Below are 18320 nucleotides of genomic sequence, written 5' to 3'. Positions count from 1 at the left end.
GGGCCCTGCGGCCGTCCTGCCACCGTCCTGCCACCCACAGGGCGCGAATTTCACCCGTTCGAGTGAGAAGGGCGGCGTGCGGGCCACGTACTGTCCCGACACCCCGGTCCGGCTGCCTAGCGTGCCGAGTGACCGATCGGCCATGTCCCCGTTCCCCCGAACGGGGGATGAGGAAATCTGATCCGGAACCGAGGTGTACGCATGGTGGCCCCGCCCGACAACGACGTGATCTGGGCACGTTCCCTGCACCACTCCCACAACGGATCCCCGGGGCTCGGCGGTGTCTCCCTCGGTGTCCGCGACGGCGAGGTCCTCGCCGTGACCGGCCCGCGCGGCAGCGGCAAGACGACGCTGCTGCACTGCCTCTCCGGACAGCTCGTGCCCCAGGAGGGCGAGGTCTGGTTCAACAGCGTCCCGGTGCACACCATGGGTCCCCGGCTGCGCGAACAGCTGCGCCGCGACCGGTTCGGCTGGATCGGCGCCGAACCGGACCTCGTACCGGAGCTCACCGCCTGGGAGAACACGGCGCTTCCGCTGCTGCTGCGGGGCGTCTCGCACCGGGCGGCGAGGAAGGCCGCGACCGAGTGGCTGGAGCGCCTGGACATCGGCCCGCTCGCGAAGAAGCGGCCGCACGCCCTGGTCCAGTCGCAGCGCCGGCGGATCTCGGTGGCCCGTGCGCTGGCCGCCTCGCCGGCCGTGATCTTCGCCGACGAGCCCACCGCCACGCTGCACCGGGCCGAGCGCGCCCAACTGCTGCGCACCCTGACCACCGCGGCACGCTCGCACGGCATCACGGTCGTGCTCGCCACCCATGACGCCGAGATCGCCGCCCTTGCCGACCGTACGGTCTGTCTGCTGGACGGCCGCCGCGTCACCACCGTCTCCCTGCCCGCCGTGGCCGACACGGAAGGCGCCTCGGCGTGCTCGCTCTCCGTCTGACCCGCGGTTCGCACCCCCTGGTGCTGGTGCGGCGGCTGCTGCTGGCCGCCGCGTCGGCCGGGGTCGGCTTCCTCCTCCTGTGCACCCTCGGATACGCCTCCGGGCATCCGGCCCACGCGTCGAGTTCGGTCCTGCGGCTGCTGTGGTGCGCCGTCCCGCTGGCCGCGACCGTCCAGCTGGCCGTCGCGATCGCGCGTACGGACCCCAGCACCCGGCCGCGGCCGGGGCTCTTCGCCGCCGGCATGGGCCCGGCCCGGCTCGGAGCGCTGGCGGCCGTGTCCACGGCGGTGTCCACCACGCTGGGCTCGGTGGTGGCGCTGCTCTGCTTCCTGCATCTGCGCGGCGACCTCGCCGGGCTGCCCTTCGACGGGGGCGCCGCCGCGTTCCTGGGCGCCGGAACCCCGCTGCCCCTCGCCGCGGCCCTGACGCTGCTGGCGCTGGTACCGCTGGCGTCGGCGGCGGCCAGCGGGCTGGCGCTGCGCTCCCGGCCCGGCGCGCCGTCCGGCGCCCCGGAGGCCGAGGAGCGGCTCGCCCCGGCACCCGCGCCGACGGGGCTGCCCTGGGGCGTGGCCCTGGCGGCGGCCGGCCTCGCGGTGGAGGCGTACGGCAGCCGGGGCTCGGCGGGCAACCCGCTCCCGCTGCCCGGCAGGCTCGACTCCGCCCCGGCGAGCGTGCTGGTGGGATGGACCCTCACGGCGATCGGTCTGGCCATGGCCGGCCCCGGTGTGACCTACCTCTGCGGCAAGCTCCTCCAGGCGGTGCGCCCCGGGGCCGTCCGGCTGCTGGCGGGGCGGGTCCTGATGGACGAGGCACGCCGCGTCGGCCGTCCGCTGGGCGTCGTGTGCGCGGTGCTGTCGGGGGTGATCGCCGCGTCGGTGCTGTACACCGGCGAGCCGCGCCCGTTCGGCCCGCTCACGGCGTTGGGCGCGGTGCTGGTGCTGGGCTGTACGGGCGCCACGCTGCTGACCTCCGCCCTGGAGGCCAAGCAGGCGCGGGCCCGCACGACCGAGGCGGTGCTGCGGATCGGCGCCCCGCCGTCCGCCCTGCGCGCCGCCACGGCGCTGCGCGCGGCGGTGCTGCTGGCCGTGTTCGCCCCGCTGACCTGGGTGGTCGCGGAGCTGGCCGCACTGCCTCTGGCGGGCTGATCCGCCGGGGCCGCGCGGTCAGAGGCGGTCGGCCGGGGGCAGCACCACGGTCTCGGACGGGTCGAACTCGACGCCGACCACGGCCCCTTCCACGGGGGTGTCGCGCAGCGTGCACTCCGCCTCCAGGGCGGGGCCGTCGTCCGGGTACAGGAGGACGGTGACGTGGTGGCCCCGGAAGGTCCGTACGCCCACGGTGCAGCGCAGCCCGGTGTCCGGGGCGCCGATCCGCACCCCGGCGGGCCGGACCAGCAGGTCGCACCGGCCCTCGGGCGAGCCGTCCGGCACCGGCACCTTGCCCCAGACGGTGTCCGCCGCGCCCCCGCCGACGCTCGCCTCCACCACGTTGTCGAAGCCGAGGAACCGGGCGACAAAGGCGGAGGCGGGCCGCTGCCAGACCTCCAGCGGGCTCCCGGTCTGGGTGATCCGGCCGTCCCGCATCACCACCACCCGGTCGGCGAGCGCGAAGGCCTCGCCCTGATCATGGGTCACGGCGAGCACCGTCGTACCCAACCGGCCGAACAGGGAACGCAGTTCGACCACCAGGCGTTCGCGCAGGCTCCGGTCCAGCTGTCCGAGGGGCTCGTCCAGCATCAGCAGTCTCGGCCTCGGGGCCAGGGCGCGGGCCAGGGCAACCCGCTGCTGCTCACCGCCGGAGAGCGCGGCCACGGCCCGCCGTCCGGCGCCTGGCAGGCCGACCATGTCGAGGAGTTCACCGGCCCGGTCGTCCCGCTCGGCCCGGGGCACACCGCGCATCCGCAGCCCGAAGGCGACGTTGGCGGCGACGTCCCGGTGCGGGAAGAGCTGGTGGTCCTGGAACATCAGCCCGACCCCGCGCCGGTGCACGGGCACCGCGCCCTGGTCCTGGCCGTCGAGGAGCACCCGGCCGCCGTCCAGCGGCTGGAGCCCGGCCACCGCCCGCAGCAGGGTGGACTTGCCGCTGCCGCTGGGCCCCAGCACACAGACGATCTCGTGGTCGGCGACCTCCAGGTCCACCGCGTCCAGGGCGGTCCGCTTCCCGAACCTGACCGTGGCCGACTCCAGTGCCAGCATGCTCAGAACTCCCCGGATCGGTCGGTGCGGATACGTTCCAGCAGCAGCAGCGACGCCGCGCAGACGAGCATCAGGATCGTGCTGAGGGCCATCGCCTGGCCGTAGTTGAGCTCGCCGGAGCGCCCCAGCAGCCGCGCCACCGCGACCGGGAGCGTGGGGTTGTCGGGCCGTGCGATGAACACGGTCGCGCCGAACTCGCCCAGCGAGACGGCGAACGCGAAGCCGGCGGCGACCAGCACCGCCCGGCGCACCAGCGGCAGGTCCACCTCCCGCCAGGCGCGCAGCGGCGAGGCGCCGAGGACGGCGGCGGCCTCCCGCAGCCGTTCGTCCACGGCCCGCAGCACCGGCAGCATGGTCCGCACGACGAAGGGCACGCCGACCAGCGCCTGGGCGAGCGGTACGAGGATCCAGCTCGTCCGCAGATCGAGCGGGGGCTTGTCCAGGGTGATCAGGAAACCGAAGCCGACGGTGACCGCGGAGACGCCGAGCGGCAGCATCAGCAGCGCGTCGAAGCCGCGTACCAGCCGCCCGGCGCGCCTGGTGAGCGCCGCCGCCGCGAGCCCGCCGATCACCAGGGCGATGGCGGTCGCGGCCAGCGCGTACTCCAGCGAGTTCCCGATGGCCTCCAGCGGCGGCACCAGGAAGGTGGAGCCGCTCGCCTCGGCGGACTGGAGCGCGCGGTAGAAGCCGAAGCCGTACCCGCCGGAGGTGTCCAGGGAGCGTTCCACCAGGACGCCGAGCGGCAGCACGACCAGCAGCGCGAGGGTCAGCAGCACCCCGCCGAGCAGGGCCCGCTGTCCGGCGCCGCGGGGCGGCCGGGAGGTCTGCGCCGGGTCCACCAGCCGCAGGGCCGTCTCCCTGCGCCGCACGGTCCACGCGTGCACGGCGAGGATCGCGCCGACCGCGGCGAACTGGACCAGGGTGAGCACGGCGGCCGTCGGCAGGTCGAGCAGCTGGGCGGTCTGCCGGTAGATCTCCACCTCCAGCGTGGAGTAGGAGGGGCCGCCGAGGATCTGGACGGCGCCGAAGGAGGTGAAGGTGAAGAGGAAGACCATCAGCGCGGCGGCGGCCACGGCGGGGGCCAGCGCGGGCAGGGTCACCCGCCGCCAGGCGGCCAGGCGCCCGGCGCCGAGCACCCGTGCGGCCTCCTCCTGGCGGGGGTCGAGCTGCGCCCAGAGACCGCCGACGGTCCGTACGACGACCGCGTAGTTGAAGAACACGTGGGCGAGCAGGATCGCCCACACCGTGGTGTCCAGCCGTACGCCCCACAAGTCGTCGAGCAGTCCGCCGCGCCCCAGGAGCGCCAGGAAGGCCGTGCCCACGACGACCGTGGGCAGCACGAACGGCACCGTGACGACGGCGCGCAGCAGCTGTTTGCCGGGGAAGTCGAAGCGGGCGAAGACATAGGCGCCCGGCAGTGCGATCAGCAGGGTGAGCGCGGTCGAGGCGAGCGCCTGCCAGGTAGTGAACCACAGGACGTCCAGGAGGTCCGGCCGGGTCAGCACCTCGCCGGCCCGGCCCCACTGCCAGGCGCCGTCCGCCTTCAGCCCGCGGCCGACGATCGCCGCGACGGGGTAGGCGAAGAACAGCGCGAAGAAGGCCACGGGCACGGCCATCAGGCCGAGCCGCAGCGCGCCGTCCCGCCGTCGCCCGCCGCGGCGTGCGGCGGGCACGGCTACTTCACGGTGATCGAGGACCACGACCGGACCCACTGCTCACGGTGCTCGGCGATCTTGTCCGGGGCCACCGTCGCGGGCTTCGCGGCCTGCGCGCCGAACTCGGTGAAGAGCTCGGGCAGCGCGGCGTCCTTCGCGACGGGGTTCACGAACATCTTCAGCGGCATGTCCTCCTGGAACGGCTTGCTGATCAGGAAGTCCAGCAGTGCCTTCCCGCCCGCCTGGTTCTTCGCGCCGTCGAGCAGTCCGGCGAACTCGATCTGCCGGAAGCAGGTGCCGGTGGCGACCCCGGTCGGCGCCTTCTCGGGCTGCGGATCGGCGTACAGCACCTCGACGGGCGGGCTGGAGGCGTACGAGACGACGAGCGGCCGGTCGGCACCGGCCTTCCTGCCGCCCGCGGAGCCGGAGAACTCCTCGTTGTAGGCCTGCTCCCAGCCGTCGACGACCTTGACGCCGTTGGCCTTCAGCTTCTTCCAGTAGTCCTGGTAGCCGCTGTCGCCGTAGGTGGCGACGGTGCCCAGCAGGAAGCCGAGGCCGGGCGAGGAGGTCGCGGCGTTCTCGGTGACGAGGAGGTCCTTGTACGCGGGCTTCAGCAGGTCGTCGAAGGACGCCGGCGGGTCGAGCTTCTTGTCGGCGAAGTACTTCACGTCGTAGTTGACGCAGATGTCGCCGGTGTCCACGGGGGTGACCCGGTGCTTGTCCGCGTCCAACTGGACGTCGGGGGCGACCCGGTCGAGGCCCTTCGCCTCGTACGGGGTGAACAGCCCGTTGTCCAGGGCCCGGGAGAGCAGGGTGTTGTCGACGCCGAAGAAGACGTCGCCGCGCGGGGAGCCCTTGGTCAGGATCTCCTGGTTGAGCGCGGCTCCGGCGTCACCGCTCTTGAGGACCTTGACCGTGTAGCCGGTCTCCTTCGTGAACGCCTTGAGGACGGAGTCCGAGGCGTCGAAGGAGTCGTGGCTCACCAGCGTGACGGTCTTGGACCCGCCGGAATTCCCGGTCCCGGAGGCGTCGTCGGAGCTGCCGCAGCCCGCGAGGGCGGTGACGCCGAGCGTGGCGGCGAGGGCGGTCGCCGCGTACTTCGTGGTGGTGCTCATGTGATTCCTCCTGGGGGTGACCAGGAAGAGACGCGGCCCCGCCCGCTCGGTGAGCGGGCAGGGCGCAACAGCTTGAGTAAGGTCCGAACTTCCTACCCGGAATGACCCGGGCGAGGTTCAGAGGGTCTGCGACGACCGGTGTCCGGTGCCGCACTCTCAGCGCTGTGGCGCTCCCCTGTCGGAATATGAAGTTGAATCTCCCGGCCAGGCTACACCGGCCGGAAAACGCCTCGTCGGCCGGTTCACGGCCGTCCGGCCGGGCCGCCGCGGCCCGGCCGGATCCGGCTCAGCGCTCGGAGGCGGCGAGCTGCCCGCAGGCGCCGTCGATCTCCTGGCCGCGGGTGTCGCGGACCGTGACCGGCACCCCGTGGGCCGCGATGGCCTCGACGAACGCCTTCTCGTCCTCGGGCCGCGACGCGGTCCACTTGGAGCCGGGCGTGGGGTTCAGCGGGATGAGGTTGACGTGCACCCGCTTGCCCTTGAGCAGCCGGCCGAGCAGATCGCCCCGCCACGCCTGGTCGTTGATGTCGCGGATCAGCGCGTACTCGATGGAGATCCGGCGGCCGGACTTCTCCGCGTACTCCCACGAAGCGTCCAGGACCTCCCGGACCTTCCAGCGGGTGTTCACGGGGACGAGGGTGTCGCGCAGCTCGTCGTCCGGGGCGTGCAGCGAGACGGCGAGGCGGCACTTGAATCCCTCGTCGGCAAAACGCAGCATGGCCGGAACCAGGCCCACCGTGGACACCGTGATGCCCCGCTGCGACAGCCCGAGCCCGTCCGGGTCGGGGTCGGTCAGCCGGCGGATCGCCCCGACGACGCGCTTGTAGTTGGCCAGCGGTTCGCCCATGCCCATGAAGACGATGTTGGACAGCCGCGCGGGCCCGCCCGGGACCTCGCCGTCGCGCAGGGCGCGCATGCCGTCCACGATCTGGTGGACGATCTCCGCGGTCGACAGGTTGCGGTCGAGCCCGGCCTGCCCGGTGGCGCAGAACGGGCAGTTCATCCCGCAGCCGGCCTGGGAGGAGATGCACATCGTCACCCGGTCCGGATACCGCATGAGGACGGACTCGACGAGCGTCCCGTCGTGCAGCTTCCACAGGGTCTTGCGGGTGGTGTCGTCGTCGCAGCTGATGTGGCGCACCACGGACATCAGGTCGGGGAACATCGCCTCGGCGAGCTTGTCCCGCGACCCGGCGGGGATGTTCGTCCACTCGGCCGGGTCGTGCGCGTACCGCGCGAAGTAGTGCTGCGACAGCTGCTTGGCGCGGAAGGGCTTCTCACCGATCGCGGCGACCGCCTCCCTGCGCTCGTCGGGCGTGAGGTCGGCGAGGTGCCGCGGGGGCTTCTTGGCTCCGCGGGGCGCGACGAAAGTGAGTTCTCCGGGCTTAGGCATGGTTCTTCCAGTGTGGCAGACACGCCGGGGTACTCACTCCGCCCGGCGTTCGCCCTCGTGGGACGGGCCTTCCGCGGCCGCCGGTACGTGCCTGAGGTCCGCCGCTCCGGGAGCGGCGGACCTCAGGTGTGGGCTGTCGGGGGCGGCCGTCAGCCGGAACCCACGAACACCACCAGCAGCAGCCAGACGATCGGCGCCGTGGGCAGCAGGGAGTCGAGCCGGTCCATGATGCCGCCGTGGCCCGGCAGCAGCGTGCCCATGTCCTTGATCCCGAGATCCCTCTTGATCATGGACTCACCGAGGTCGCCGAGCGTGGCGCTGGCGGCCACCGCGAGGCCCATCAGCAGCCCCTGCCACCACCGCCCGCCGTCGATGAGGAACTGCGTGCAGAGCGCGCCGACGACCATCGCGAAGGCCACCGCGCCGAACAGGCCCTCCCGGGTCTTGCCGGGGCTGATCCGGGGGGCGAGCTTGTGCGTGCCGAAGCGCCAGCCCACCGCGTACGCACCGGTGTCGCTGACCACCGTGAGCAGCAGGAAGACCAGCACCCGCCACGCGCCGTCGTCCGCGCTGAGCATCATGGAGACGAACGTGGCGAGGAACGGCACGTAGAACACGGCGAAGACCCCCGCCGTGACGTCCCTGAGGTAGTCCTCGGGCGGCCGCGTCATCCGCCACACGAGCACCGCGAGCGCGGTGAGCGCCATGGCGATCCAGGCGCCCTGCGCGTCCCACACGTAGCCGGCGACCACCATCATGGCGCCGCCGACGGCGAGCGGGACGAGCGGGGCGTCGATGCCCTTGCGCTCCTTGAGCCGGGAGGTGAGTTCCCAGAGTCCGACCACCACCGCCAGCACGACCACGCCGACGAAGACGGCCTTCACCACGAACAGCGAGCCGATGACGACGGCGCCGAGCCCGACCCCGACCCCTATGGCGGCGCGCAGGTCCCGCCCCGCGCGCTTCTTCTGCGGCGGGGGCGGGGGCGTCGGGGCGGACATGGGCTCCTGCGGCCTCTCGTCGCGGAACAGGGGGCCGCTGACGTGTGTGGCGTCCCTGTTCCGGTCGTCGCGGTCGTCGGCGGCTCTACCTTCGTCGGGAACGTCCGGCACGATGGGCATGGGCCGAGTCTGCTGGGCGCCGTGCACATCGTGGGCGGGACCCGCCGGGGCGGCCCCCATCTCGGGCGCGCCCCGGTAGCCGGCTCCCTGCGGGGCGCCCCAGGAGGAGTCGTTCATCAGACTTCGAGCAGCTCGGCTTCCTTGTGCTTGAGCAGCTCGTCCACCTGGGCGACGTACTTCGCCGTGGTGTCGTCGAGCTCCTTCTCCGCGCGGCGGACCTCGTCCTCGCCGGACTCCTTGTCCTTGACGAGCTTGTCCAGCGACTCCTTGGCCTTGCGGCGGACGGCGCGGATCGAGATCTTGGAGTCCTCGGCCTTGTTCTTGGCGACCTTGATGAACTCCTTGCGGCGGTCCTGCGTGAGCTCCGGGAAGGTCACGCGGATGATGTTGCCGTCGTTGCTCGGGTTGACGCCGAGGTCGGAGTCGCGGATCGCCTGTTCGATGTTGCGCAGGGCGGTCTTGTCGAACGGGGTCACCACGGCCATCCGCGGCTCGGGGACCGAGAACGAGGCCAGCTGGTTGATCGGGGTCAGCGCGCCGTAGTAGTCGGCGACGATCTTGTTGAACATCGCCGGGTGCGCACGGCCGGTGCGGATCGCGGCAAAGTCCTCTTTGGCGACCACGACGGCCTTCTCCATCTTCTCCTCGGCTTCGAGGAGGATTTCTTCGATCACCACGTGCTCCTGCGTGTCTTGGGTGGACCCGGCATCGTCGGGCCCTGCGGATCCTGCGTCGCGTCCTCACCTGCACGGTGTCCGACCGGCAGGCCGTTGTCCATCCTGTGGGCCGTCAGGCCCGGGTGCTCTCGCCGCTCACCAGCGTGCCGATCTTCTCACCCTTGACCGCGCGGGCGATATTGCCCTCCGCGGTCAGCTCGAAGACGAGGATCGGCAGTGCGTTGTCACGGCAGAGCGTGATGGCGGTGGCGTCGGCGACCTTGAGGTCACGGGTGATCACCTCGCCGTACTCCAGCGCGTCGAACTTCACCGCCTCGGGGTTGGTGCGCGGGTCGGAGTCGTAGACCCCGTCCACCCCGTTCTTCCCCATGAGCAGCGCCTCGGCGTCGATCTCCAGGGCGCGCTGGGCGGCGGTGGTGTCGGTGGAGAAGTACGGCATCCCCATGCCCGCGCCGAAGATCACGACGCGTCCCTTCTCCAGGTGCCGTACGGCGCGGAGCGGGATGTACGGCTCGGCTACCTGACCCATGGTGATGGCGGTCTGGACGCGTGAGTCGATGCCCTCCTTCTCCAGGAAGTCCTGGAGCGCCAGGCAGTTCATGACCGTGCCGAGCATGCCCATGTAGTCGGACCGTGCCCGGTCCATTCCGCGCTGCTGGAGCTCGGCTCCACGGAAGAAGTTGCCGCCACCGATGACGACCGCGATCTCGGCGCCGTCGCGTACGACCGCGGCGATCTCACGGGCGATGGCGTGCACGACGTCGGGGTCGACGCCCAGACCGCCGCCACCGGCGAACGCCTCGCCGGACAGCTTCAGCATGAAGCGTCCGGACACCTTGCCGTCGTCGCGTTTGTGATCACCCTGTGTGGTGCCCGCGCCGTTGTTCATGGAGATTCTCCTCGTGCACATACGAAGAAGGCCATTGCCGGTGGGTCTGGTGTCCCTCAGCGGCAATGGCCTCCTCGTCAGATCTGCGGTCGTCCGGCATGGTGCGGCCGACGACTGCACCAGACCCTATCGGGTCTGCCGTTGTTCGCGGACGGACTCAGATGCCGACCTTGATGCGCGCGAAGCGCGTCAGGCTGACACCGGCCTCGTCCAGGACCTTCTGGACCGACTTCTTGTTGTCCTTGGCGAAGGCCTGCTCCAGGGCGACGACCTCCTTGAAGAAGCCGTTGACGCGACCCTCGACGATCTTCGGGAGGGCGGCCTCGGGCTTGCCCTCCTCACGCGAGGTGGCCTCGGCGACACGGCGCTCGTTCTCGACCGTCTCGGCCGGGACCTCGTCGCGGTTGAGGTACTTCGGCGCGAAGGCGGCGATGTGCTGCGCGACGTCCTTGGCGACCTGGGCGTCTTCCTTGTCCAGCTGGACGAGGACGCCGACCTGCGGCGGGAGGTCGGGCATCGTGCGGTGCATGTACGCGGCCACGTAACCGCCGCTGAACTGCGCGAAGCGGTCCAGGACGATCTTCTCGCCGAGGTTGGCGTTGGCCTCGTCCACGTACGCCTGGACGGTCTTGCCGGCCTCGATCTCCGACGCGAGCAGCGCGTCGAGGTCGGCCGGGGAGGTCGCGGCGACGTGGGCGGCGAGCGCGTTGGCGACGGTCTGGAACTTCTCGCCCTTGGCGACGAAGTCCGTCTCGCACTTCAGCTCGAGCAGGACGCCGGAGGTCTTGTCGTCGGAGATCAGCGAGACGACGGCACCGTTCTCGGCGGAACGGCCCTCGCGCTTGGCGACGCCCTTCTGACCCTTGATACGGAGAGCCTCGACGGCCTTGTCGACGTTGCCGTCGGCCTCGTCGAGCGCCTTCTTGCAGTCCATCATGCCGGCGCCGGTGAGCTCGCGGAGCTTCTTGACGTCGGCGGCGGTGTAGTTCGCCATGAGTCTGTGTTTCTCTCTCGAAGTCTGAAAGATCTACGGGTCAACGGCGGGGGCGGTGCCTGTGCACCGGCCCCCGCCGTCTTCAGCCGTGACTGTCGGGTGTCAGGCCTGCTCGGCGTCCGCGGCCGGAGCCTCGGCGGCGGGGGCCTCGGTGGCCTCGGCCTGCTCGGCGGCGACGACGGCCGGCTTGGCGTCCGCGTCGGCGTCCTTCTCGGTCTCGACGGAGGACTGGACCTCCGCGTCGTCCTTCTTCTCGCCCTCGAGCAGGTCGCGCTCCCACTCGGCGAGCGGCTCGCCGGCGGCCTTCTCGCCCGGCTTCGAGTCACCGGTGGCGGCACCGGAACGGGCGATGAGGCCCTCGGCGACGGCGTCGGCGATCACGCGGGTGAGCAGGGTGACGGAGCGGATCGCGTCGTCGTTGCCCGGAATCTTGTAGTCGACCTCGTCGGGGTCGCAGTTGGTGTCGAGGATCGCGACGACCGGGATGTGGAGCTTGCGCGCCTCACCGACGGCGATGTGCTCCTTCTTGGTGTCGACGATCCAGACGGCGCTGGGCACCTTCTGCATCTCGCGGATACCACCGAGGGTCTTCTCCAGCTTGGCCTTCTCGCGGGAGAGGACCAGGAGCTCCTTCTTGGTGAGGCCGGAGGCGGCCACGTCCTCGAAGTCGATGAGCTCGAGCTCCTTCAGACGCTGAAGGCGCTTGTAGACGGTGGAGAAGTTGGTGAGCATGCCACCGAGCCAACGCTGGTTGACGTACGGCATGCCGACGCGCGTCGCCTGCTCGGCGATGGCCTCCTGGGCCTGCTTCTTGGTACCCACGAACATGATGGAGCCGCCGTGGGCGACGGTCTCCTTGACGAACTCGTAGGCGCGGTCGATGTACGACAGCGACTGGAGCAGGTCGATGATGTAGATGCCGTTGCGCTCGGTGAAGATGAAGCGCTTCATCTTCGGGTTCCAACGGCGGGTCTGGTGACCGAAGTGGACGCCGCTCTCCAGCAGCTCCCGCATCGTGACGACGGCCATGGCCGTACTCCTTGAGGTACTCGGTTGTCGCGACCGCAGGATTGCGCTCGCGCCTGACGCCCCTACGCGCCGTGCCACAAGGGACCGAGGAGCGCGGCCACCGTCCGCTGAGAGGGAGGTGGCGGGGCGTGCGAAGTCGACCCGGTGACCCGGATCGCCAGAAGAAGTGTACGGGACCCGCCGGGTGCCGGGTGACGGCGATGTCCACAACCGCTCGGCCGTCCACAGATCCGGACCGTGATCCCCATGGAGCGGGCGCGGAGGGGATCGTTGCGTCATGCGACGCACACCCGAAGTAACGGCCGGCGGGCGGCGGTACGAGCACCCGCGGAGGCGCCGGGCCGAGCCACGGCGGGGACATCCGGCCGCCCCGCCCCCGACGGCCGGGGCACCGCTCGGGGCCGCGCGGGACCGGGGAGTCCGGGGCGCCCCGTCGGTTCCGGTGGTGCCGCCTCAGCACGCGGGGCTTGGGCTTCCTGGCCAGGCGGGGCTTGCTGCGTTTCCGGTGGCTCTGCCGGTGCTGCCGTTTCTGCTGCTTCTGCTGGTGGTCTTGGTGTTCCAGGTCGCCGGGTTGTCCGTGGCCGGGGCTGCGGGCTCGGGGGCCCCGGGGCCGGGGAGGCTGGCCTTACGGGTCGCGGCCGAGACGTCCGCCGCCCGGTCCGGGCCCACGTCGCTCCGTGCCGGCGCTTCCGGGGAACGGAGCTGGCCGCTCGCGGGGCGGCCACGGATCACGCGCGGCTGGGAACCTCCCGCGGGCCCCTACGGACCGGGGCATCGCGGGGTCGATCTCGCGGCCGTGCCGGGCAGCGTGGTGCGGGCGGCCGCGCCGGGCCGTGTCCTGTTCGCGGGCCAGGTGGCGGGGCGCGGGGTGGTCTCGGTCGAGGTGGCCGGCAGCGGTGACCCGCCGCTGCGCTTCACCTACGAACCGGTGCGGGCGGATGTCGCGAAGGGGGACGAGGTGGCCGCTGGACAGAGGGTCGGGACGACCGGGGCGGGGGTCTCCCACTGCGCGTCCCGCTGTCTGCACTGGGGGCTGCGGCGCGAGGACGTCTATCTGGACCCGCTGTCCCTGCTGCCGCCTTCCCTGCTGCGGCGGAGCCCTTCCCGGCTGCTGCCGGTGTTCGGAGTTCCCGTGCCGACCGCCGCGCCGGCCCGCACGGACGAGGCCTTTGAGGCGGCCGGGACCCATGAGGCAGACAAGGCCTATGAGGCGGACGAGGCCTATGAGCAGGTCAAAGCCCATGAGGCGGACGAACTCCGGCCGGCGGCAGAGGCCGCGGCTCACCGGAAGGGCGGTGTCAGCCCCGCACGCCGCGCAGGACCATCGCCACGGCGGCGTCGGCGACCGCGCCGGGCTCCTCCACCCCCAGCTCGATACGGCGTACCGCCGCGTCCACCGAGCCCTGGAGCAGCATCGCGGCCAGCCTCGCCTGGGTGTGGCCCAGGTCGCCCAGCGCCTCGACGATCATGGCGATCAGACCGCCGTGCGCGGCCCGGATCTTCTCCCGGGCCCCGGCGTCCAGCTCGCTCGCGGAGATCGCGACGACCGCGCGGTGCCGCCGGTCCCCGACCAGGTCGAGCTGGCGGCGTACGTATGCCTCGATCTTCTCCTCGGGGGTGTCCACCCGTGCCATCGCGTTCTCGACCTCGGCCGCCCAGACGGGGAAGTCGACGGCGCAGAGTTCCTCGACGACGGCCGCGCGGGACCGGAAGTACTCGTAGACCGAGGATCTGGCGAGCCCCGTGCGCTCCGCGAGGGCGGGGAAGGTCAGCGCCTCCGTACCGCCCTCGGACAGCAGGGAACGCGCGGCGTCCAGGAGGGCGCCGCGCTGCATGGTCCGGTGCTCGGCCACGGAGGCCGCTCGAATCCTGGGCACGTCTCCACTCTACGGCGGCGGGTGGCCGAGGGAAGGTGCGCGTCCGTGATCGACTGGCCGAAGCCGCTCGCTCAGCGTCCGGCGTCAGCCAGTTTCGCGCGGAGTTGCAGCACCGATTTGGTGTGGATCTGGCTGACCCTGCTCTCGGTGACCCCGAGGACGTTGCCGATCTCGGCGAGGGTGAGTCCTTCGTAGTAGTAGAGGGTGACCACGGTCTTCTCCCGCTCGGGGAGGGTGTTGATGGCACGGGCGAGCAGCCGTCTGAGCTCCCGGTCCTCGGCGACCTCGACCGGGTTGTCGGCCGCGGTGTCCTCCAGGGTGTCCATCAGGCTGAGCCGGTCGCCGCCCTCCCCGCCGACGTGCAGCAACTCCTCCAGCGCCACCACGTTGGCGAGCGACAACTGGCTGAAAACGGAGTGCAGTTCCTCCAGGGTGACGCCCATCTCGGCGGCGACCTCGGCCTCCGAGGGGGTCCGCCGTAACTGCGCCTCCAGCGTGGCGTAGGCCCGTTCGACGTTACGGGCCTTCTGCCGCACGGACCGGGGGATCCAGTCCAGCGCCCGCAGTTCGTCGATCATCGCCCCGCGGATCCGGGTGATCGCGTACGTCTCGAACTTGATCGCGCGTTCCAGGTCGAACTTCTCGATGGCGTCGATCAGTCCGAAGACCCCGGACGAGACGAAGTCCGCCTGCTCCACGTTGGACGGCAGCCCCACACTGACCCGGCCGGCGACGTACTTCACCAGGGGCGAGTAGTGCAGGATCAGCTGCTCCCGCAGCCGCTCGTCGCCCGTGGTCTTGTAGGAACGCCACAACTCGTCGAGCGAGGAGGGGGCGGACGGACGCACAGTGCCACGCGCAGCCGGTGGTACGGCCGCGCGGTCAGACCCGGAGGTGTGCTGGGGCATGTGGTGCCTTGAGCCGTTCTGCTGTGTGGTGCTGGGACGTGTCTCTGGGGCGGGATCCTTGCGAGCGTAGCGTGACTGACGTGTTGCGGTGTGCACAGGACCGGGGATCCGTACCGTGCGATTCCGGCCTCCCCACCGCTCCTTCGGACAGGGCCGGGACCGGGACCGGCGCCGCACACACCGGCCCTGTAGGCCTCGTCGGGTGCCGCCGAGGTCATCGGCATCACCTTTTCACCCGAATGCTTCAGGTCAAGTACCGCCTCGCCGCGCATCCCCATTGTGTGTGGGTACGGGCGTCAACCTCCATCCATCGCTCTCCCGTTCTACGAACCCCAGTGAGTGCAGTTCGTACAAACGGCCGAGTGCCTCATCGGTGGACGTCCCGGCGGCCCGCGCCACGTCGCGCCCGTCCATGCCCCCGGTCCGGGGCAGGGCGTCCAGGACGCGCGCGGCGGCGGGGTCGAGGAGGTCACGGGGCAGCACGGGGCCGCGCCGGACGGGTGCGAGGTCCCCGATCTCCCCCACCAGCTCGATGACTTCCGCGGCGTCCGTGACCAGGACCCCCTCACCGCGCAGCAGTTCGTGCACCCCGGCGGAAAGCCCGCTCGTCGCGGGTCCGGGCACCCCCATCGTGGAGCGGCCCAGCCGTTGGGCGCTCCTGGCCGTCACCAGTGAGCCGCTGCGGTACTCCGCCTCCACCACGACCGTGCCCCGGGTGAGCGCGGCGATCACCCGGTTGCGCAGGATGAACCTGCTGCGCGTCGGATGCTCGGAGGGCGGCAACTCCCCGATGACGAGACCCTGTTCGGCGATGCGGCCGATCAGTTCGGTGTGTCCGCGCGGATAGGCGACGTCCACGCCGCAGGCCAGCACGGCCAGGGTCGCCCCGCCGGCGCCCAGCGCCCCGCGGTGAGCCGCCCCGTCCACTCCGAAGGCGGCCCCCGACACCACCACCCAGCCGCGCTCCGCCAGCCCCGCGCCGAGGGTGCCGGCCATGTGCGCCCCGTACGGCGTGCAGGCACGGGCCCCGACCACCGCGACCGACCGCAGCGCCCAGAGGCGCAGATCGGGAACGCCCCGCACCCAGAGCCCGACGGGCCGCGCGTCCCCCAGGTCGTCCAGCTGGCTCGGCCACTCCCCGTCCCCCGGGCAGACGAAGCGCCCGCCGACGGCGTCCACGGCGGCCAGGTCCCGGTCGGGCTCGACCCCGGCGGCCCGTAACCGGTATCCCGCCAGGCGCGCCGCCGTCACACCCCCGAGCACCCCGCCGTCCCGGCCCTCCGGGCCCGAGAGCCGTCGCAGCAGCTCGACGGCTCCCAGCTCGCGGAGCCAGCGGCCGCCCCGCTCGTCGCCGGGTTCCAGGACACGGGTCAGGGCGGCCCTGGCCCGGCGTTCCGCGTCGAGGACAGCAGCCCGGACGCTCATGACGCACCGGCCTTGAGCAGGGCCCCCCGGTGGATCCCGGTACGCAGCTCCAGGGCCACCGCGATGTCGGAGGCGTCCGGGCGGTCGGCCGCCCGGAGGTCCGCCACGGTCCACGCCACCCGCAGCACCCGGTCCAGCCCCCGTGCCGTGAGCAGGCCCCGCTCCATGTCCCGCTCGGCCGCCATCAGGGCGCCCGGTGCCGCGGTCAGCCGGGTCCGCAGCTCATGCCCCGGCACCTGGCTGTTGGCGCTCCATCGCGTGCCCGCCAGCCGCTCCACGGCCCGTGCCCTGGCCGCGCGCACCCGCGCGGCGACCTCGGCCGAGGACTCGCCGCGGCCGCCGGACCCCATCAGGTCCGCCCGGCCCACGGGCTCCACCTCGACCCTGAGGTCCACCCGGTCCAGCAGCGGCCCGGACAGCCGGGCCTGATAGCGGCGGACGGCCGAGGGCGGGCATTCGCAGCCCGCGCCGGTGAGCGTGTGCCGCCCGCACGGGCAGGGGTTGGCGGCCAGCACCAGCAGGAAGCCGGCGGGCAGCCGAACCACCCCGGCGGCGCGCGCGATCACCACGTGTCCGGATTCCAGGGGCTGGCGCAGGGCGTCCAGCGCGCGCCCGGAGAATTCGGGGGCCTCGTCCAGGAAGAGGATCCCCCGGTGTGCCAGGGAGACGGCTCCGGGGCGCGGCAGGCCGTTGCCTCCGCCCACCAGGGACTGCATGGTCGCTGAGTGGTGCGGCGCGCAGTACGGCGCCCTGGTGACCAGTGGTTCGCCCGGGGGAAGGATCCCGGCCACCGAGTGCACCGCCGTCACTTCGAGGGATTCCCGCCGGGACAGGGGTGGCAGGATCCCGCTCAGCCGCTCGGCCAGCATGGTCTTGCCCGCTCCCGGCGGGCCGGAGAGCAGCAGATGGTGCCCGCCGGCCGCGGCGACCTCCAGCGCCTTGCGCGCCCTGGTCTGGCCGACGACGTCCGCCAGGTCGGGCTGCTGCCCCGCGCCCCGGCCGCCCGCCGCCAGTCCCGTGCCGATGCCCGCGCCCGGCACCATCAGCCCGGCCAGCATGGGGTCGGGGCGTCCCCCGTCGGCCACGGGCTCGTCCGGCACCGGCTCGTCGCCGAGCACCGCGATCAGCTGCCGCAGGCTCCGCACCCCGAGGACGGAGACGCCCGGTACCAGGGCGGCCTCCCCGGCGGTCTGCTCCGGCACCACCACCTGGCGGTACCCCGCCTCCGCCGCCGCCAGGACCGCCGGCAGGACACCGCGCACCGGGCGCACCCGGCCGTCCAGTCCCAGCTCCCCGATCATCACCACATCAGCGATGGCGGCCGGGTCGATCCGCTCCGCGGCGCCCAGCACCGAGCACGCCACGGCGAGATCGAAACCCGAACCGCTCTTGGGTACGGAGGCGGGCGACAGCCCCACCGTCAGCTTCTTCTGGGGCCACTCGGCCCCCGAGTTCACCACCGCGGCCCTGACCCGGTCGCGGCTCTCCACCAGGCTCTTGTCCGGCAGCCCGACCAGGGTGAACGCCGCCACACCCGGCTCCAGATCCGCCTGGACCTCCACCACCACGCCTTCGACGCCCGCCAGCGCCACCGAACACGCCCGCGCGAACCCCATCAGGCCACACCCCGCGCGTGCTCGGTGACCGGCGCACCCCGCCGGGGAAGGAGGACGCCGACCAGATCGATCCTGACCCCGCCCGGCGGAGCGCCGCCGTGCCGGGCGAGCCAGATCTCGGCGAGCCTGCGCAGCCGGTCCGCCTTGACCGGCGTGACGGCCTGCATCGGATGCTCGAAGGCGGCTGACCTGCGGGTCTTCACCTCGCAGATCACCACCGCGTCGCCGTCCCTGGCGACGATGTCGATCTCTCCCGCGCGACAGCGCCAGTTGCGCTCCAGCACGGCCATTCCGGCCTCGGTCAGCAGCCGCGCCGCCAGATCCTCGCCGTACCGCCCGAGTGCTCCCCGTGCGTTCATCCCGGCACCACCTCCGGCACCGACTCTGGCGCCTGTCACCCGATCTTTTGGATCTTGGTGGACAACCTCGTCGATGTGGATATCCCGGCCACCCCATGGGGTGAGACGGCAAGCCGGAGCAGAGGGAG

General features: G+C 72.2%; 16 protein-coding genes, 1 pseudogene and 1 riboswitch. Of the genes and pseudogenes, 3 read left to right on the top strand and 14 right to left on the bottom strand.

Translation table 11 applies throughout. The features are described 5' to 3' along the window. The first annotated feature begins 201 nt into the window (after nucleotides 1-201). Nucleotides 202-939, top strand: a complete 738-nt coding sequence (locus tag B9S64_RS24255) for an ABC transporter ATP-binding protein (protein WP_103488516.1) — start codon at nucleotides 202-204, stop codon at nucleotides 937-939. Beyond that, the gene (locus B9S64_RS24250; protein ID WP_109492110.1) at nucleotides 921-2084 is read left to right on the top strand and encodes a hypothetical protein; all 1164 of its coding nucleotides are present in this window, start codon (nucleotides 921-923) and stop codon (nucleotides 2082-2084) included. The genes B9S64_RS24255 and B9S64_RS24250 overlap by 19 nt, the downstream gene beginning before the upstream one ends. Nucleotides 2085-2102: 18 nt before the next feature. Here the strand turns inward: B9S64_RS24250 and B9S64_RS24245 are convergent, their stop codons facing one another. The 9 genes from B9S64_RS24245 to rpsB all read right to left on the bottom strand — a co-directional run bounded on the left by B9S64_RS24245 (nucleotide 2103) and on the right by rpsB (nucleotide 12007). Next, nucleotides 2103-3134 (bottom strand): ABC transporter ATP-binding protein, encoded by a 1032-nt coding sequence (locus B9S64_RS24245; protein WP_103488704.1) that lies wholly within the window; start codon nucleotides 3132-3134, stop codon nucleotides 2103-2105. 2 nt (nucleotides 3135-3136) lie between these two features. Then, nucleotides 3137-4750 (bottom strand): iron ABC transporter permease, encoded by a 1614-nt coding sequence (locus B9S64_RS24240; protein ID WP_103488720.1) that lies wholly within the window; start codon nucleotides 4748-4750, stop codon nucleotides 3137-3139. Between the two features lie 59 nt (nucleotides 4751-4809). Further along, complete coding sequence (locus tag B9S64_RS24235; RefSeq protein WP_103488705.1) at nucleotides 4810-5904, bottom strand: thiamine ABC transporter substrate binding subunit; 1095 nt, start codon at nucleotides 5902-5904, stop codon at nucleotides 4810-4812. A 71-nt stretch (nucleotides 5905-5975) separates the two neighbouring features. Further along, nucleotides 5976-6091, bottom strand: a riboswitch (TPP riboswitch). Nucleotides 6092-6190: 99 nt separating this feature from the next. Next, on the bottom strand, nucleotides 6191-7297 hold the full coding sequence (gene rlmN / locus B9S64_RS24230) for a 23S rRNA (adenine(2503)-C(2))-methyltransferase RlmN (protein ID WP_028443285.1): 1107 nt from the start codon (nucleotides 7295-7297) through the stop codon (nucleotides 6191-6193). Between the two features lie 149 nt (nucleotides 7298-7446). Beyond that, complete coding sequence (locus B9S64_RS24225) at nucleotides 7447-8535, bottom strand: phosphatidate cytidylyltransferase (protein ID WP_103488706.1); 1089 nt, start codon at nucleotides 8533-8535, stop codon at nucleotides 7447-7449. Continuing rightward, a complete protein-coding gene (frr, locus tag B9S64_RS24220) occupies nucleotides 8535-9092 on the bottom strand; it encodes a ribosome recycling factor (protein WP_028443283.1) in 558 nt (185 codons plus the stop codon). The genes B9S64_RS24225 and frr overlap by 1 nt, the downstream gene beginning before the upstream one ends. A 115-nt stretch (nucleotides 9093-9207) precedes the next feature. Then, nucleotides 9208-9984 carry a UMP kinase gene (pyrH, locus tag B9S64_RS24215; protein WP_103488707.1) on the bottom strand — a complete coding sequence of 259 codons (777 nt, stop codon included), beginning with the start codon at nucleotides 9982-9984 and terminating at the stop codon, nucleotides 9208-9210. Nucleotides 9985-10141: 157 nt separating this feature from the next. Then, nucleotides 10142-10978 (bottom strand): translation elongation factor Ts, encoded by an 837-nt coding sequence (tsf, locus tag B9S64_RS24210; RefSeq protein WP_103488708.1) that lies wholly within the window; start codon nucleotides 10976-10978, stop codon nucleotides 10142-10144. 102 nt (nucleotides 10979-11080) lie between these two features. Continuing rightward, a complete protein-coding gene (gene rpsB, locus B9S64_RS24205; protein WP_103488709.1) occupies nucleotides 11081-12007 on the bottom strand; it encodes a 30S ribosomal protein S2 in 927 nt (308 codons plus the stop codon). A 277-nt stretch (nucleotides 12008-12284) separates the two neighbouring features. Here rpsB and B9S64_RS24200 point away from each other — a divergent pair. Further along, nucleotides 12285-13010 (top strand): annotated as a pseudogene (locus B9S64_RS24200) (peptidoglycan DD-metalloendopeptidase family protein); the annotation flags it as partial. A 295-nt stretch (nucleotides 13011-13305) separates the two neighbouring features. Here the strand turns inward: B9S64_RS24200 and B9S64_RS24195 are convergent. The 5 genes from B9S64_RS24195 to B9S64_RS24175 all read right to left on the bottom strand — a co-directional run bounded on the left by B9S64_RS24195 (nucleotide 13306) and on the right by B9S64_RS24175 (nucleotide 18192). Further along, entirely contained in the window at nucleotides 13306-13860 is a 555-nt protein-coding gene (locus B9S64_RS24195) for a TetR/AcrR family transcriptional regulator (protein ID WP_103488710.1), read from the bottom strand. Nucleotides 13861-13955: 95 nt separating this feature from the next. Further along, on the bottom strand, nucleotides 13956-14792 hold the full coding sequence (gene whiG, locus B9S64_RS24190; protein ID WP_028443278.1) for an RNA polymerase sigma factor WhiG: 837 nt from the start codon (nucleotides 14790-14792) through the stop codon (nucleotides 13956-13958). Between the two features lie 249 nt (nucleotides 14793-15041). Further along, nucleotides 15042-16217: a DNA-processing protein DprA gene (gene dprA / locus B9S64_RS24185; RefSeq protein ID WP_103488711.1), complete on the bottom strand. Its 1176-nt coding sequence runs from the start codon at nucleotides 16215-16217 to the stop codon at nucleotides 15042-15044. Further along, the gene (locus tag B9S64_RS24180) at nucleotides 16214-17833 is read right to left on the bottom strand and encodes a YifB family Mg chelatase-like AAA ATPase (protein WP_103488712.1); all 1620 of its coding nucleotides are present in this window, start codon (nucleotides 17831-17833) and stop codon (nucleotides 16214-16216) included. Before B9S64_RS24180 ends, dprA begins: the two co-directional genes overlap by 4 nt. Then, nucleotides 17833-18192, bottom strand: a complete 360-nt coding sequence (locus B9S64_RS24175) for a YraN family protein (RefSeq protein ID WP_028443275.1) — start codon at nucleotides 18190-18192, stop codon at nucleotides 17833-17835. The genes B9S64_RS24180 and B9S64_RS24175 overlap by 1 nt, the downstream gene beginning before the upstream one ends. Nucleotides 18193-18320: the final 128 nt, after the last annotated feature.

It is taken from the genome of Streptomyces sp. SM18 (assembly GCF_002910775.2).
Lineage (GTDB): Bacteria > Actinomycetota > Actinomycetes > Streptomycetales > Streptomycetaceae > Streptomyces > Streptomyces halstedii.
The sequence above is the reverse complement of the archived record's forward strand: the minus strand, read 5'-3'. Positions and strand labels throughout refer to the sequence as shown.